Source organism: Nocardiopsis sp. CNZ308, assembly GCF_004217075.1.
The window spans coordinates 901,313-916,519 of sequence record NZ_SHKJ01000001.1 but is presented as its reverse complement, the minus strand read 5'-3'; the positions used below and the strand labels follow the sequence as shown (position 1 = coordinate 916,519).

The 15,207-nt window shown below is 74.4% G+C and carries 11 protein-coding genes; 5 read left to right on the top strand and 6 right to left on the bottom strand.

Annotation, left to right across the window (positions count from 1 at the left end; all coding sequences use genetic code 11):
* Positions 1 to 23: 23 nt before the first annotated feature.
* Positions 24 to 1,799: a glycoside hydrolase family 6 protein gene (locus EV372_RS03850; protein ID WP_130394875.1), complete on the bottom strand. Its 1,776-nt coding sequence runs from the start codon at positions 1,797 to 1,799 to the stop codon at positions 24 to 26.
* 914 nt (positions 1,800 to 2,713) lie between these two features.
* On the opposite strand from EV372_RS03850, the gene EV372_RS03845 reads away from it, so the two are divergent.
* A complete protein-coding gene (locus EV372_RS03845; RefSeq protein WP_197044360.1) occupies positions 2,714 to 3,412 on the top strand; it encodes a lytic polysaccharide monooxygenase in 699 nt (232 codons plus the stop codon).
* A gap of 148 nt (positions 3,413 to 3,560) precedes the next feature.
* Here EV372_RS03845 and EV372_RS03840 read toward each other — a convergent pair whose 3' ends face one another.
* Both EV372_RS03840 and EV372_RS03835 read right to left on the bottom strand, forming a co-directional pair.
* Positions 3,561 to 4,205 (bottom strand): response regulator transcription factor, encoded by a 645-nt coding sequence (locus EV372_RS03840; protein ID WP_019611223.1) that lies wholly within the window; start codon positions 4,203 to 4,205, stop codon positions 3,561 to 3,563.
* A complete protein-coding gene (locus tag EV372_RS03835; protein WP_130394874.1) occupies positions 4,196 to 5,362 on the bottom strand; it encodes a sensor histidine kinase in 1,167 nt (388 codons plus the stop codon). Before EV372_RS03835 ends, EV372_RS03840 begins: the two co-directional genes overlap by 10 nt.
* Before the next feature lie 379 nt (positions 5,363 to 5,741).
* On the opposite strand from EV372_RS03835, the gene EV372_RS03830 reads away from it, so the two are divergent.
* Positions 5,742 to 7,244 carry a nitrilase-related carbon-nitrogen hydrolase gene (locus EV372_RS03830; protein WP_130394873.1) on the top strand — a complete coding sequence of 501 codons (1,503 nt, stop codon included), beginning with the start codon at positions 5,742 to 5,744 and terminating at the stop codon, positions 7,242 to 7,244.
* A gap of 214 nt (positions 7,245 to 7,458) precedes the next feature.
* Here EV372_RS03830 and EV372_RS03825 read toward each other — a convergent pair whose 3' ends face one another.
* On the bottom strand, positions 7,459 to 7,827 hold the full coding sequence (locus EV372_RS03825) for a hypothetical protein (RefSeq protein WP_165436055.1): 369 nt from the start codon (positions 7,825 to 7,827) through the stop codon (positions 7,459 to 7,461).
* A 370-nt stretch (positions 7,828 to 8,197) separates the two neighbouring features.
* Here EV372_RS03825 and EV372_RS03820 point away from each other — a divergent pair, with 370 nt between their 5' ends.
* On the top strand, positions 8,198 to 9,166 hold the full coding sequence (locus EV372_RS03820; RefSeq protein ID WP_130394871.1) for a helix-turn-helix transcriptional regulator: 969 nt from the start codon (positions 8,198 to 8,200) through the stop codon (positions 9,164 to 9,166).
* A gap of 68 nt (positions 9,167 to 9,234) precedes the next feature.
* Here EV372_RS03820 and EV372_RS03815 read toward each other — a convergent pair whose 3' ends face one another.
* Both EV372_RS03815 and EV372_RS03810 read right to left on the bottom strand, forming a co-directional pair.
* Complete coding sequence (locus EV372_RS03815) at positions 9,235 to 10,029, bottom strand: SDR family NAD(P)-dependent oxidoreductase (RefSeq protein WP_130394870.1); 795 nt, start codon at positions 10,027 to 10,029, stop codon at positions 9,235 to 9,237.
* 236 nt (positions 10,030 to 10,265) lie between these two features.
* Complete coding sequence (locus EV372_RS03810; protein WP_130394869.1) at positions 10,266 to 11,186, bottom strand: carbohydrate kinase family protein; 921 nt, start codon at positions 11,184 to 11,186, stop codon at positions 10,266 to 10,268.
* A 364-nt stretch (positions 11,187 to 11,550) separates the two neighbouring features.
* Here EV372_RS03810 and EV372_RS03805 point away from each other — a divergent pair, with 364 nt between their 5' ends.
* Both EV372_RS03805 and EV372_RS03800 read left to right on the top strand, forming a co-directional pair.
* A complete protein-coding gene (locus tag EV372_RS03805; RefSeq protein WP_130394868.1) occupies positions 11,551 to 12,318 on the top strand; it encodes an ABC transporter ATP-binding protein in 768 nt (255 codons plus the stop codon).
* 307 nt (positions 12,319 to 12,625) lie between these two features.
* Positions 12,626 to 15,142: an ABC transporter permease gene (locus tag EV372_RS03800; RefSeq protein WP_486484143.1), complete on the top strand. Its 2,517-nt coding sequence runs from the start codon at positions 12,626 to 12,628 to the stop codon at positions 15,140 to 15,142.
* The last annotated feature ends 65 nt before the right edge of the window (positions 15,143 to 15,207 follow it).

Sequence of the window (15,207 nt, the reverse complement as noted above, 5' to 3'; positions counted from 1 at the left end):
AGGGAGCCGAGATCCGGGAGTTGTTACTGGATGGGCGGGTGGGCGTTGGCCAGCAGCTCCTGGAACTGCGCGGAGAACCAGTGCCCCGAGATCGGCGCCTCGGGCAGCGCACCGCTCATGTTGTAACCGTTGCGCGGGTTGCCCTCATAGGTCGGGTCGCACATCCGGTCGAACCCCTTGCCCTCGGGGTTCTCGATGTACTCGCTGGACCCGTCGGACTCACCCGGCGGCTTCATCCACACATAGGCGTCGATCCCCGGCTCCGGAGCGGCCTGGGGACGCTCACCCAACCCCGCACCGGACTGGTTGCACCAGTTCCCGGACTGGATCCGGCGGTCGTAGCGGCCCCCGTCCACGTAGGCGTTCACATCCGTGCTCGGCCCCGGCCCGTCCGGACGGTCCGGGCCGCCCCACCCGTTACGGGAGGTGTCGATGAGCATCCCGATCCCCGAATCGAAGCCCTGACCCACCAGCTCCTCGCGCAGAGCCTGGGCGAAGGACAGCTCGTCGGTGAACTGGTTCCAGTCCACCCAGTCCGACTGGCGCACCGGCGTACCCGCGATGGTCTGGTCGATGGAGAAGTTGTCCTCCACCAGAGCCGAGTAGTTCGCGGTGTTGGCGATGAACCCGTGCACATCGGCCGGAGTCGCCCCGGCGGCGTTGGCCGCCTCATGGAACAGCGCCGCCGAGGCGGTGAAGTTGTCCTGCCAACCGATCCACCCGTGGTGACCGGCGTCCACGTAGTTGTAGACGTTGTCGATCGCGCCCAGCTGCGCCAGCGCGTAGCCCACCCCCTCGACGTAGTTGCCGTTGGCCAGCATCTCGTCGCAGTTCTCGGTCGCGGTCTCGCGGGGGGAGACGTTGGTGACCAGGTTGGGCAGCGAGTCGATCTCGACCGTGGTCACCACCCGCAGCTCGGTGTCCTCGTAATCGGCCAGGATCTCGGCGATGGGATCGATGTAGTCGTTCTTGTACCGGTCGATCTCGTCCGGGCCCAGCTCGCCGTTGGAGGCCAGGGCGGCGCAGTCACGGCCGGGCAGGTTGTAGATGACCACCTGGAACACCAGCGGCTCACCGTCGGCCTGGGCCAGGGCCTCGTCCAGGTGATCGCGCAATCCCATGCTGCCGGTGGTGGGGCTGTCGTTGCCCTCGATGGCGCTGATGCGGTCCAGCCACACCCCGGTGGGCTCATCGGCCACGGCGTCCCCGCCGGGCTCGGCGGCGGCGTTGGCCGACCAGATCGGGTTGACGTACACGTCAGCGCCCACGTACGGATTGTCCACCCGACCGTTGCTGCCGGGCTCCTCAGGCTCCTCGGGCTCCCCGGGCTCCTCCGGCTCCTCCGGCTCCTCCGGCTCCCCGACGTCACCGCTGCACAGTACGCCGTTGAGTTCGAAGGCCGTGGGCGCGGCGTTGCTTCCGGTGTAGCTTCCCTGGAAACCGAAGGTGGCCGTGCCGTCGGTGGAGAGCGAGGCGTTGTGCCCGGCGTTGGTGGCCGAGACGCTCTGTCCGCTCTGGGTGACGGTGCCGTTCCAGGAGTTGGTGACCCGCTGGTTTCCGGCGAAGTCCCATTCCAGGGTCCAGCCGTTGACCGCGTCGCCGAGGTTGGTGATCTCCACGCTCGCGGTGAACCCGGAGCCCCAGTCGTTGAGTTGGTAGTCGACCTCGCAACCGGCCGCTGCGCTGGCGGGTACGGAGGAGGCGACCGCCAGGGTGCTGCCGAGCACCAGGGCGGAGGTCGCGGCCAGGCCGCGTCGTGTCCACGAACGTAGGTTCGCGGCACGGGGGGGTGTGCTCATCTCTTCTTTCCTTATGGAAGCGGGTTGCCAGAAGGAGCCTTCTGAAGTGCCGGGCCGGGAAGTTCGGGCCCGGCAGACGGGAGGTGTGGACAATTCCCTGCGTTTATGGAGGTGAGCGCTGCATTCGCGTGCCTTAGATCCGGGGTAAAGCCGAGCGAAAAGGACTGGAAGGATTGGGAGCGCTCCCAGTCGGGGTGAGCGGGGGTGTAGGGGGATGGATGTGAACAGTGTGTGCGAAGGCGTTGCCGGTTCCCGCGACGGAGTGTTACGGGTCCGGAACGCTTTCCTGAACGGTAGCCCGACAATGGTGATATGTAAACACCATATGACCGGAGTATTTCTGGTACGCGGTTCACATAAGGGAAATGCGCAGGTAGTGACCTGGTTCACAACCGGTCAGTAGGGACCAGGGGTCGCCAGGCGGCCTCGGCGGGCGGCCCCGCCGCGGCGGCCGCGACCCGGAACGGAACCGGCGGCCCCGCGTACTCGGCGAGGAGGTCTCCCGCCGCCGCCTCCAGGGCGGCTCCCCCCTGGGTCGGCCAGCTGATAGGTGCCCAGACTCGGCCCGGCTGTCGGGCATCGACCCGGCCGGACGGGTCGCGGCGGACCACCGGCGGCAGTGGCGGATCCGGGGCGCCCGGGGACCTGTCACCGTTGTCGGCGCTCTCCCCGCGGCCGTCTCGCCTGGGCGCGGCTACCGTGTCGGAGCGGGCGGTCGGGCGGTCGGGCGGGCGGCGGTGGCGCGCATCGGTGCCCTTTCCTGAGGGCGGCCGGGGCACCGGAGGCGGTGGCCGCCGAAGGGCGCGCCGGGGATTTTCCCCGCGCTCTGTTTCGACTCGGCTCCAAGGGGTAACATGCGCTATGGGAGCGCTCCCGTCGATCGGCTGACCAAGCCGAGAACGATGGAGAACGCAATGGAAAGCACGACCCCCCAAACCGCAGAGACCACCGAGAGCACCGGGACCACCCGCCGGACCTGGGCCGCACGCGCGCTCGTCCTGGCCTCCGTGCCCCTGGTCGCCCTGACCACGATGGCCGCCCCCGCCTCCGCGCACGGCTCGATCGTGGACCCCGCCAGCCGCAACTACGGCTGCTGGGAGCGCTGGGGCAGCGACCACCTCAACCCGGACATGGCGCAGGAAGACCCCATGTGCTGGCAGGCGTGGCAGGACAACCCCAACGCCATGTGGAACTGGAACGGCCTGTACCGCGACAACGTGGGCGGCGACCACCAGGGCCAGATCCCCGACGGGACCCTGTGCAGCGGCGGCAACACCGAGGGCGGCCGCTACGACTCGATGGACGCGGTCGGCCTGTGGAAGACCACCGACGTCGGAGACGACTTCACCCTCCACCTGTACGACCAGGCCCAGCACGGCGCGGACTACTTCCGCGTCTACGTCACCGAGCAGGGCTTCGACCCGACCACCCAGGCCCTGGGCTGGGACGACCTCGAACTGGTCGAGGAGACCGGTCCCTACGCGCCCGCGCTGGACAGCTACATCGACGTCAGCACCTCGGGCAGGTCCGGCCACCACATCGTGTTCACGATCTGGCAGGCCTCCCACATGGACCAGGTCTACTACCTGTGCAGTGACGTGAACTTCACCTGATCCCCACGACCAACCGACCGGCCGTCCGGACCCCTCCTCCGGACAGGGTCCGCCGGGACCTCCACCCCCGGCGGACCCGCGGCCGACGGCCGCGCGGCGGACACCGCTCACCGCCGCGCGGCGCCCCCGTGCCCGGCCCCGCCCGCGCTCAGGCCTCCATGTAGCGCAGCACCGCCAGCACGCGACGGCTGTACCCCTTGGTGTCGCCCAGTTCCAGCTTGTCGAAGATGGCGTTGGCGTGCTTCTCCACCGCGCTCTGCGACACGAACAGCCGCGCCGCGATCGCCGAGTTGATGTGCCCCTGCGCCATCAGGGCCATGACGTCGCGCTCACGCTCGGTCAGGCGCCCCAGCGGATCCCTGCGGCTGCTGCCCGCGAGCAGCTGGCGCACCACCTCCGGGTCGAAGGCCGCGCCTCCCCTCCCCACCCTGACCAGGGCTTCCAGGAACTCGTCCACCTCCACCACCCGGTCCTTGAGCAGGTAGCCCACACCGGTGGTGTTCTCACCGAACAACCGGGTGGCGTACCGCTTCTCCACGTACTGGGACAGCACCAGCACACCCACTCCGGGCTGCTCCCGGCGGATTCGCAGCGCGGCGCGCAACCCCTCGTCGGTGTGCGTGGGCGGCATGCGCACGTCCACCACGGCCACGTCGGGCGCCTCCTCGCGGACCGCCGCCAACAGGGCGTCGGCGTCCCCGACCGAGGCGAGCACCTGATGCCCCTCGTCCTCCAGGAGCCGCACCAGCCCCTCGCGTAGCAGTGCCGAGTCCTCGGCCAACATCACCCGCACGGCAGCTCCGCCCGGACCGTGGTCGGCCCGCCCGCGGGGCTGTCCACCGACAGCCGGCCGTCGAGCGCCTCGACCCGGCTGGCCAGGCCGGCCAGCCCCGTTCCCGCGGGGTCGGCCCCGCCCACCCCGTCGTCCCGTACCCGCACCACCACGGACCTCGCTCCCTCCTCGCCCCGCGCGCCGACCAGCACGCTGACCCGTTCGGCGCGCGCGTGCTTGACCGCGTTGGTCACCGACTCGGCGACCACGAAGTAGGCCGCCGTCTCCACGGCCGGCGGGCACGCGTCCTCCAGGCCGTACTCCAGATCGATCGGCAGGCTCGACCGGCCGACCAGGTCGTGCAGCGCGGCCCGCAGCCCCGACCCGGCGAGCGCGGCCGGGTAGACCCGCCAGGCGACCTCCTTCAGGTCGCGCAGGGCGTCGCGGGACTCCTCGTAGGCCTGCTCGACCAGTGCGCGCCCCCGCTCCGAACCCGGGTCGCGGCGGGCCCGGCCCAGCGCCATCCCCAGCAGCACCAGGCGCTGCTGGACGCCGTCGTGCAGGTCGCGTTCGATCCGGCGGCGCTCCTCGTCCACGGCGGCGACCACTCCCGCGCGGGTCGCGACCAGGACCCCGATCCGCTCCTCCATGAGGTCCTGGCGGCTGGGACCGAGGAACCGCCGGGCCAGCCAGCGTTCCGTTCCCACCAGGCCCACGGTTCCCTGAGCGCTCAGGTACATCAGGGCCAGGCCGATCGGCACGATCGCGGGGTCGTTGCCGTCGAGCACCTCCAGCGGTGACAGCGCCAGGTAGAGCCCGGCGGCGAAGAAGGCCAGCACCAGCCCGCCGAAGAGCCCCACAGGGCAGCGCACCGCGAGGTAGGCCAGCGGTCGGGCCGTCCCGGGGCGCACGGTGATGTCGACGCCGAACAGGGCGGACAGGCGGCCGCGCTCCAGGGAGACCAGCGGCCGGGCGGCCCCGTCCAGCGCCCGGCGCAGGGACGCGTGCGAGGCGGGACGGAGCAGGAGCGGCAGCGCGGGAACGGCGGCCGCGAGGACCGCCGCGAGGAAGAGGGCCTCGGCCAGCGCGGTCACCGCTCCGGCGGCGGCGCCCGTCACGGCCCGGCCCCAGGCGCGCGCCACCGCTGCCGCCGGATGCGCGTCCCCGTGCGTCGTCACGTCCGTCCTCTCCGATGTCCGACCGCCGCCGCCTTCGGCGTCCGCGCTGGGCATCCGGGCCCGGCTGCCCATGCCCGGTGCCCGCGTCCGCTGGTGCGTACCGGGCACCCGTCTCCGGCTGTCCGTGCCCGGTCGTCCGCGCGCGGGCCCGTGCCCTCGGAACCCGTGCTCTCGGAGAACGGGGGAGGCCGCGGTCGGCGTCAGCGTCGACACTAGCCACCCCGCGGGCGCGCGGGTACTGCGGAACACCGCATTCCGGGGTGGGGAGCCGCGTCCCGAACAGGGCGGGATTCCCCATGGGCGCCGGGGCCGCGGCTCCCTAGCGTTGTGGCCGTGCCGGCCGGCCGAGACCCCTGTTCCCCGAGACGAAGGCCGAACCATGACCGCGCCCCCGACCCTCCCGCGCTACGCCCGGCTCCTCGCCGGTACCGCCCTGTCCCTCTTCGCGATGCAGGCCGCCTGGGACATCGCGCTGCTCGCGTGGGTCTATCCGGTCCTGCTGCTGCGCTTCGCACGCGCCAGCCGACCGCTGCCCGCCCTGTCGGGCGTCCTCGCCGCCAGCACGACGGCCGTGCTGGTCTGGCTGTGGCTGGCCGACCTGCTCTCCCCGCCGCTGGTCCTGCTCGCGCTGGCCCTGGCCCTGGCCGACGCGGCCCCCTACGCCGCCGACCGCCTCCTGTACCGCCGACTGGGGGAGCGCGCCCCGTGGCGGGCCAGCCTGGTCTTCCCGCTCGCCACCGTGGCCGTGGAGTTCACGGTGGCCTCGGTGACCCCCTTCGGCACCATCCACGGGGTTCTCGGCGCCACCCAGGCCGACAACCTCCCGTTGATCCAGGTGGCCTCGGTGACCGGTGTGTACGGAGTGAGCTTCCTGGTGGCCTGGGCGTGCTCAGCGGCGGCGCTGCTGTGGGCACGCGGCCTGACCGACCGCGCGGCCCGCGCGGTGGCGGCGGCCTGCGCCGGGGCGGTCGCGCTGGTCGCCGTCGCGGGCGGCGCGCGCCTGATCTTCATGGCGCCCTCGGGCGACACCGTGCGCGTCGCGGGGGTCACCGCCTCGCAGGACGCCTGGGAGGAGCTGGTGCCGACCTTCCGGGAGTACGACTCGCTGGAAGCGCTGCGGGCCGCCGATCCGGCCGTGCTGCGTGAGCGCTTCGGCGTCGTCAACGACGAACTCCTCGCCAGCACCGCGAGGGAGGCGGCCGCGGGCGCCGAGGTCGTGGTGTGGCCCGAGTCGGCGGCCTTCACCCTGGAGGAGGACCGCGACCTGCTGGTGGCCGACATCCGAGAGGTGGCCCGGAACCACGGGGTGTACGTCAACGCCGGTATGTCGGTCTACACCGGGCGGGATCCCCACATCCGCAACCAGATGCTCATGGTCGCCCCGGACGGCGAGGTCGTGTGGACCTACGACAAGAGCAGGCCGGTACCCGTCCTGGAGCCCTATGAGCCGGGGCCCGGCACGGTGCCCGTCGCGGACACGCCGGCGGGGAGGCTGGCCGTGGCCATCTGCTACGACGCCGACTTCCCGGGACTGGTCCGCCAGGCGGGCGCGCGGGGCGTGGACGTCCTGCTGGTCGGCGCCAACACCTGGGAGGGGATCAAGGAGATGCACGCGCGCAACGCGGTGTTCCGCGCGGTGGAGAACGGCTCGGCCCTGTTCCGGCAGGCGAGCCGCGGCCGCGCCAACGCCACCGACCACCAGGGGCGGGTGCTGGCGACGACCGACTACTTCACCACCGGGCAGCAGACCATGGTCGCCATGGTGCCCCGGGAGGGGGTGACCACGGTCTACTCCCGGATCGGGGACGCCTTCGCCTGGACGTGCGTCGCCGCCCTGGCCGCGCTCGCCGTGCTCTCGGTGGCCCGGCCGCGCCGGGAGTGAGCCGAGGGTCCCGGGGCCGGGAGGGCGGCCGCGGTCCTGGTGCTCGGGCGCGGACTCGGAGGCGGTTCCCGGCCGGGCGCCGGAAACGGACTCCGGACGACCGTCCGGACCGGCTGTTCCCCGGCTGACGGGGCGCGGCGCGCGAACGGCCCGCCCGGGCACGGGTGCTCCGGGCGGGCCGCGCCCTCCCGGCCGGGGCCGGGAGGGCGGTAGGTCAGTTGTTGCCGAAGAAGTGGTCGGCGGCGGCGCCGCCCGGGTCCTCCGCGATACCGCTCACGGTGTCCGCCTGGTCCTGGAAGCCGCCGACCGCCTCGGTGGCGCTGTCCTGGAAACCGGCCACGGCCTCCTCGCCGTAGGCCTGGGCGCCCTCGGTGAACCCGCCGACGGCCTCCTCACCGTAGGCCTGGGCACCTTCGGTGAACCCGCCGACGGCCTCCTCGCCGTAGGCCTGCGCGGCCTCTCCGGCGCCGCCCAGGGTCTCACCGATCCCGCCCACGGCCTCGCCGACTCCGCCCACGGCGTCGGACACTCCCTGGGCTGCTTCCTCGGCTGCTCCGCCGAAGAGGTTGCTCAACCAGTCCATCACGTCGCGCACATCCTTATCTCAGGTCCGTGGGGGCCCATTCCGTCTATGTCTACCCGGCCCAGGTAAACTCTCAGTAAGGAATGGGTGCGCAGAGTGATCACGCGGGGGCGCAACGCGACTTCTGCGCCGTTCCCTCTCCCGGGAACCGCTGGTCAGCGCACGCGGTCTCCGCCCGAAGCGACGGGGAGCGATTCCACGAAAACGCCGACGGTGTCCACGATCACACCACCGGTGCCTTTCCGTCACCCCGATGACCGTGCGCAAATGCGTGTTCCGGATTGCCGGAACACCCGTCCAGGCCGGCGACCGCGCCGCACCGGGGGATCGCGGTCGGAATCCGGCCACAGCCCGCCGGAGAATGGACCGTATGGCCGACACGAGTGCGCGGATGCTGCGCCTGCTCTCCCTGCTCCAGACCGGCAGGGCCTGGCCCGGCGCGGACCTGGCCGCCGCCCTGGAGGTCAGCCCCCGGTCGCTGCGCCGCGACATCGACCGGCTGCGCGAACTGGGCTACGCGGTGGAGAGCCTCCGCGGCCCCGGAGGCCACTACCGGCTGGTCGCGGGCCGCGCGGTGCCGCCCCTGCTCCTGGAGGACGACGAGGTCGTGGCCGCCGCCCTGGGCCTGCGGATCGTCGCCGCCGGGCTCGGCGGGGTGGAGGGCGTGGAGGAGAGCGCGGAGCGGGCCCTGGCCCGGCTCGGCCGGGTACTGCCCTCGCGCCTGGCCCGCAGGGCGAGAGCCCTGGCCGCGGCGGTCGAACCGGAGCAGCGGGTGTGGCCGGGCGTGCGGACACGGGTCCTCACCGACCTGGGCGAGGCCGTCGCGGACGGGCACTGGGTCCGGATGCTCCACCGCGGCGGCGACGGCCGCGAGCTGCGCCGCAAGGCGGACCCGTACCGGCTGGTCCTGTCCGGACGGCGCTGGTACCTGTTCGCCTGGGACCGCGAGCGCGACGACTGGCGGACCTTCCGACTCGACCGGATCACCGGGGTCACCCCCACGAGGGCGCCCTTCACCCGCCGGGAGCTGCCGGGGGAACCGCTGGCCGACCACCTGGAGCGGGGCTTCGGGGCGGGGCGGGCCCGGCACACGGTGTCGGTCCTGTTCGACGCGTCGGCCGGGGAGGTGGCGGCGCGGATCTCCCGGATCGACGGCGACCTGGAGGCGGTCGGACCCGACCGGGCGCGCTACACCGCCCGCGTGGACTCCCACGAGTGGCTCGCGGTCGTCCTCGCGCTCACCGGCCTTGCCTTCACGGTGGAGGGCCCGCCGGAGTTCGCCCGCCACACCGCGGCGCTCGCCGACCGGCTCCACCGGTCCGTGGACGCGACCGGCTGAGAGCGGCGCCGTCCCCGGACGCCGGACGCCGGACGCCGGACGCCCCCGCCCGGCGTCCGGGCGCGTTCTCAGGGGACGATGGAGTCGACGTACCCGCCGTCCACCCGCACGGCGGCCCCCGTGGTGGCCGAGGCCAGCGGCGAACTCAGGTAGGCGACCATGTTGGCGATCTCCTCGGGTTCGATCAGCCGCCGCAGGAGCGACTGCGGCCGGTGCAGGCGCATGAACTCCCGCTGCGCCTCCTCCCAGGGCAGGTCCCGGTCGACGAGCTGGTAGACGAAGTCCTCCACGCCACCGGTGTGGGTGGGACCGGCGATCACCGAGTTGACGGTCACCCCCGTGCCCGCGGCCTCCTTGGCGAACCCCCGCGAGACCGCGAGCAGCGCCGTCTTGGACATGCCGTAGTGGATCATCTCGGCCGGGACCACCAGCGCCGAGTCGCTGGCGATGTTGAGCACCCGGCCCCACCCGCGTTCGGTCATCCCGGGCAGGAACTCCCTGGTCAGCCGCACGGCGGAGAGCACGTTGACCTCGAAGTAGCGCCGCCACTCCTCGTCGGAGATGTCGAGCGGGTCCTGAGCCCCGAAGATCCCGAGGTTGTTGACGAGCACGTCGATCCGGGGGAGCAGCTCGCGGAGCCGGTCGACGCCCTCCTCGGTGGTCACGTCGGCGGCCGCGGCCACCAGCGCGGCCCCGGGCACCCGCTCGGTGACCGCCTCCACCGCGCGGGCGACCTTCTCCTCGCCGCGGCCGTTGACCGCCACCGTCGCCCCGGCGCGCGCCAGCGCCGTGGCGATGGCCAGGCCGATGCCCTGGGTCGAACCGGTCACCAGGGCCGTGCGTGTACGCAGATCGATTTCCATGGGGTCACGCTACGTCGCTCCGCGCACCGCCGCCCAACGCGACCCGGTGCCCGGTGCCCGGGGCCGTGCGGGACGGCCGGGGCGACCGGGGCGACCGCGCGACGCGCGTGGACCCCGCGCGCCCCGGTCCGGCGGTCGGGCGCCGGGCGGGAACCGGGCCCGCCGCCGGTGCTGTGGCCGTCAGGGTCCACGGGCCCGCCCCGCGCACCACACCGGAAGCGCTTCCGACCGCCCCCTCAGACGGGCGCGTACTCGGCGTCCTCGGACAGACGGCGCAGCGTGGGCAGGTCGATCAGTTCGGTGTGCGTTCCCGCGCTGCCGCAGGTGAAGGCCCCCGCCACCGCACCGGCCAGGACGCACCGCTCCACGGGCTCCCCGCCGAGCCAGGCGTGGAGGAAGGCGGCCACGAACGCGTCCCCCGCGCCGTTGCTGTCCACCACCGGCCGGTTCGGCCGCACCGCGGGAAAGCCGCGCGGCGCGTCCCAGCCCCGTTCCAGGACGTGGCAGCCCCGTTCGCCGTCGGTGGCGACGGCGACCCGGGCCCGCCCCCGGCCGACCACGTCGCGCAGCACGTCCCCGACCCCGTCGCGGACCCTCGCCGCGCTCATGAACACCACGTCCGAGCGCAGCGCGTAGTGCAGGTGGTGGGGGTCCGTCCCGTCCCAGTCGTGCAGGTCCGTGGACGTGGTGAGGCCGTGGCGCTCCAGGTCCCCGTACATGTCCCGGTTGTGGCCGATGATCGACAGGTGCGCGTGCCGGGCCCGTCGGACGAAGGGCAGGTAGAACTCCGGGGGCAGCCGCAGGTCGCCCGGGTGGCGCCCGTCGTAGAAGGAGAAGCGGCGCCCGCTCCGGTCCACGAGGTTGACGCCCCGGGGCGTGCCGTGCGGCGAGACGGTGTGGCTGAAGTCCAGCCCCTGCTCGGCGTAGGAGTCGAGCACCATCCGGCCCTGGGCGTCGTCTCCCAGGTAGTCGATGAACTTGGTGGCCAGCCCCAGCGCGTGGCACCCCAGCGCCACCCCGTTGCCGGTGTGCCCCACGTAGTCGACCACCGGCGGGACGAACACCGAGTCCCCGCCGGGCAGGGCCAGCTCGTCCACACGGACGATCGTGTCGACGCCCGAGCCCCCCACCACCAGCACGTCGTATCCGTCCTTCACGGACTCCCCCTCGTCTTTGTCCGCCTCCCTGGGACGGCGGCCCCGGCAAAGCATAGGGACGTCCGGACACCGCGGCCAGGGGACGCGGTCGTCGGGAGGGAGCGGGGCCGCGCGCCCCGCCCGAGGGCCCTGCCCGCCGGTGCCGCCGAACCCGTCGGCGGGGCCCGCGTCCGCACCGCCGACGAGGCCCGTCCGCGCTGCCCGTCCCCGTGCCCCGGCCGGTCTCCGGGGGTGGGGACCGCCCCACCCCCGGACCTCCGTCCAGGCCCAGTGACGCCGACCGGCCCCCGTGTTTGGCTCTTGCGCGGGGGCCGGACAAGGGCGCCGACGCCCCTTCCACACGACGAGACGAGCGGAGTTCGCCATGGACGGGCACGTCCGGGACCGGGCCGGAGCCGACGCCGCACCCCACGCGCTGCGGGCGTCCGGGCTGACCAGGATCCACAGGAGGGGAGGCGTCCCCGTCCACGCGCTGGCCGGGGTGGACGCGGCCTTTCCCCGGGGAGGGTTCACGGCGGTCATGGGCCCCTCCGGTTCGGGCAAGAGCACCCTCCTGCACTGCCTGGCCGGGCTGGAACGCCCCGACGCGGGCACGGTGACGGTCGAGGGCCAGCCGATCACCGGACTCGCCGAACCGGCCCTGACCCGGCTGCGCGCACGGGCGTTCGGGTTCGTCTTCCAGTCCTTCAACCTCCTCCCCTCGCTGACCGCGGGGGAGAACATCACCATCGGCCAGCGCCTGTCCGGCCTGCCCCGGGACGAGGCGTGGCACGACCACCTCGTGGACTCGCTCGGCCTGGCCGACCGCCTCGGACACCGGCCCTCCGAACTCTCCGGGGGCCAGCAGCAGCGCGTCGCCGTCGCCCGCGCCCTGGTGCACCGGCCGAGCGTGCTCCTGGCCGACGAACCCACCGGCAACCTCGACTCCCGCTCCGGGGCCGGTGTCCTGGAGGCGCTGCGCCGGGCCGCCTCCGACCACGGGCAGACCGTCGTCATGGTCACCCACGACCCGGTCGCCGCCGCCCGTGCCGACCGCGTGCTCATGCTGCGCGACGGCCGCGTCCAGGGGGAACTGGCCGACCCCACCGCGGACTCCGTCCCGGCCTGGATCCGACGTCTGGAGGAGCGGTGAACCGCGCGACGCACCACGACGCGCCACCCGTGGAGGCGGCCGCAGCGATGCCTGCGGGGCCGTGTACAGGCGCACTCGCCGCGTCGCCCGAGGCGGTGGCCGCGACATCGCCCACGGCGCCGTCCACCACGCCGCCCGGGGCGGTATCCGGCGTGCCGTGCACGGTCCCGCCCGCGGCGCTGCCCGCGTCGGCGTCCACCATGCCACCCAAGGCGCAGACCGGTCGGCCGAGGTACCCGCGCCACCGGGGTGAGGACCCGCGCCGCCACGAGGCGGCCCCGAGCGACGGGGGAGGCGGTGCCGCGTGATGCGGATGGTTCTGCGCGGCGCCGCCGACCGCGCGCGCCAGCTGGTCCTGTCGGTCCTGACCGTGGCCCTGGGCGCCGGGCTGGCCACGGCCGTCCTCGCCCTCCAGGACTCGGCCGAGCGGGTGGCCGCCGGGGGAGCCGGAACGTCCTGGACGCTGTCGCGCGCGCCGGTCGTGGTGACGGCCGTCCCCGAGGAGGCCGCGGCCGGGATCACCGCCTCCCCGCTGGGGGAACCGCCCCGGCTGGACCCGGAGACCGTGGCGGAACTGGAGCGCCTCCCCGGCGTGCGCCGGACGGCGGTCGAGGCGCCCTTCTCCGCCTACGTGGTCACCGCCGACCGCACGCTCGGCGGCCACTCCGACCGCTCCTTCGGCCACTCCTGGGCGCTCGCCGAGGCCGAGGGGCTCACCCCCGCCACCGGACGGGCCCCCGAGAGCGCGGGCGAGGTGGTCCTCGACACCCGCACCGCCGCCGACGCCGGGCTCACCCCCGGCGACCGCGCGCGGGTCCTGACCTCCGACGGGACCGCCGACGTACTGGTCACCGGAACCGTCGAGCGCGGCGGCGCCCCGGACCGGGCCCTGTTCTTCCCACCCGCGGAGGCCGCGCGTCGGGGCGGGGACCCGGTCCTGGCCGTGCTCTGGCCCGGGGAGGGAACCGGCCCCGACCGGCTGGCCGGGGCGGTCGAGGAGGCCGCGCCCGGCGCCCGGGTGCTCACCGGGGACGAACGCTCCACGGCGCTGGCCCTGGACGGGGAGAACCGGGACCTGGCCTCGGGCATGGGCCGGTTCCTGGGCACCATGGCCGCGCTGGCGCTGGCGGTGGCCGCCGTCACGGTCGCGGGCCTGCTCTCCCTGACCGTGCGCGACCGTGCCCGGGAGTTCGCCCTCCTGCGCCTGGCCGGGGCCCGGCCGGGGCTGGTGCGCCGACTCGTCGTCGGGGAGGCCCTGGTCCTGGGGTGCGCGGCCGCCGCGCTCTCCTGCGTCGCGGGTACGGCGCTGGCGCTGCTCCTGACCGGGCTCTTCACGGAGCTGGGAGCGCTGCCGGACGGGTTCGCGCTGGTCCTGGGCTGGCCCCCGCTCGCGGCGGGCGCGGCGCTGGCCCTGGCCGTGCCGCTGGCGGCCTCCTGGCGCCCCGCGCTCACCGCGGGCCGGATCGCGCCCGTGGAGGCGATGCGCGCGGCGCAGGCCGAACCCGTTCCCTTCTCCCGTGCCCGCCCGGTGCTCGGAGCCGTGGTCCTGTGCGGCGCGGCGGCCCTGTTCGCGACGGCCTGGGGCCTGGCCGGGACCGTGGTGGCGGTGACCGCCGCCGCCACGGCCGCGCTGGTCCTCGTCGCCGCCGCGGTCCTGCTCTCCCCGGTGCTGGTCCACGCGGTGCTGCTCCTGCTGCGCCCGGTCACCCGCAGGAGGGCCGCCTCCCTCGTCGCCGACCGGGAGGCGCGCGCCGACGTCCGCCGGGTGGCGGGCGTCATGACGCCCCTGCTGGTGACCACGGCGGTCGCCTGCCTGCTGCTCTTCCAGGAGACCACCACCACCGAGGCCCGCCTTCGCGCCTACGGGGAGCGCCTGTCCGCCGACCTGGTGGTGTCCGGGGCCCTGGGCGTGGGCCTGCCCGCGTCCGCGGCCGAGGCCGCCGAGGGCGTGCCCGGGGTCGCCTCCGCCGGGGGCTACCGCCAGACGGTCACCTCCGCGGGCGGGCCCTACCTGTCCACCCACCTGGTCGAACCCGAGGCGGTGCCGCGGGTCTACGACCTGGCGGTGGAGGGCGGCGCGTGGGAGGACTTCGGCACCGGCGGGGTCGCCGTGCGCGCCGACACCGCCCGGAGCCAGGGGTGGCGCGCGGGGCGGACCGTGGAGCTGCTCGGCCCCGACGGCACCGGGTTCACGGTCCGGGTGTCGGTCCTGTACCGGGCGGGGCTCGACTTCCCCGACGTCCTGCTGCCCGAGGAGGCCGTCGCGCCCCGGATGCTCGACACCCTGCACAACGGCCTGTACGTGGTGCTCGACCCCTCGGCCGACGCCGGGAGGACGGCCTCCCTGCTGGAGGAGGCGATCGACGCCGGGCCCGGACTCCGGGTCAGCGACCGCGCCGGGCACATCGCGGACCAGGCCCGGCTCGGCCAGGAGGACGCGTGGATCACCCACCTCATGGTGGCCCTGGTGGCGGGCTTCGCCGGGGTGAGCGCGGTCAACGCCCTCGTGGTCTCCGTCTCGGCCCGCGCGCGGAACTTCGCCCTGCTGCGGCTGGTGGGGGCCTCGCGGGCCCAGGTCGCCGGGATGGTCGCGGGGGAGGCCCTGGCGGTGTCGCTGGCGGGGGTGGCGCTGGGCACCGCCACGGCGCTGACCGGGGTGGCCGCCGTGGGCCACGCCCTCGTCGGCGGCGGGACGGTGGTGCTCGCCGTCCCCCTGGACCAGTACCTGCCGCTGGTCGGCACCGTCGTGGCCATCGGACTGCTCGCGAGCCTGGTCCCGGCCGTCGCGGCCCTGCGCGCCCGCCCGCTGCACGCCGCCCGGTGAGCGGCCGCGGGGCCCGGCGCTCGCCGGTCCCCGCGACGGTCACGGGCGGGCGCCGCGCTCCCGGG

What these genes read in the sequence shown, in the direction of transcription:
- EV372_RS03850 (WP_130394875.1), bottom strand. Translation starts at nt 1,799, where the DNA reads ATGAGCACACCCCCCCGTGCCGCGAACCTACGTTCGTGGACACGACGC.
- EV372_RS03845 (WP_197044360.1), top strand. Translation starts at nt 2,714, where the DNA reads ATGGAAAGCACGACCCCCCAAACCGCAGAGACCACCGAGAGCACCGGG.
- EV372_RS03830 (WP_130394873.1), top strand. Translation starts at nt 5,742, where the DNA reads ATGACCGCGCCCCCGACCCTCCCGCGCTACGCCCGGCTCCTCGCCGGT.
- EV372_RS03825 (WP_165436055.1), bottom strand. Translation starts at nt 7,827, where the DNA reads ATGGACTGGTTGAGCAACCTCTTCGGCGGAGCAGCCGAGGAAGCAGCC.
- EV372_RS03820 (WP_130394871.1), top strand. Translation starts at nt 8,198, where the DNA reads ATGGCCGACACGAGTGCGCGGATGCTGCGCCTGCTCTCCCTGCTCCAG.
- EV372_RS03815 (WP_130394870.1), bottom strand. Translation starts at nt 10,029, where the DNA reads ATGGAAATCGATCTGCGTACACGCACGGCCCTGGTGACCGGTTCGACC.
- EV372_RS03805 (WP_130394868.1), top strand. Translation starts at nt 11,551, where the DNA reads ATGGACGGGCACGTCCGGGACCGGGCCGGAGCCGACGCCGCACCCCAC.
- EV372_RS03800 (WP_486484143.1), top strand. Translation starts at nt 12,626, where the DNA reads ATGCGGATGGTTCTGCGCGGCGCCGCCGACCGCGCGCGCCAGCTGGTC.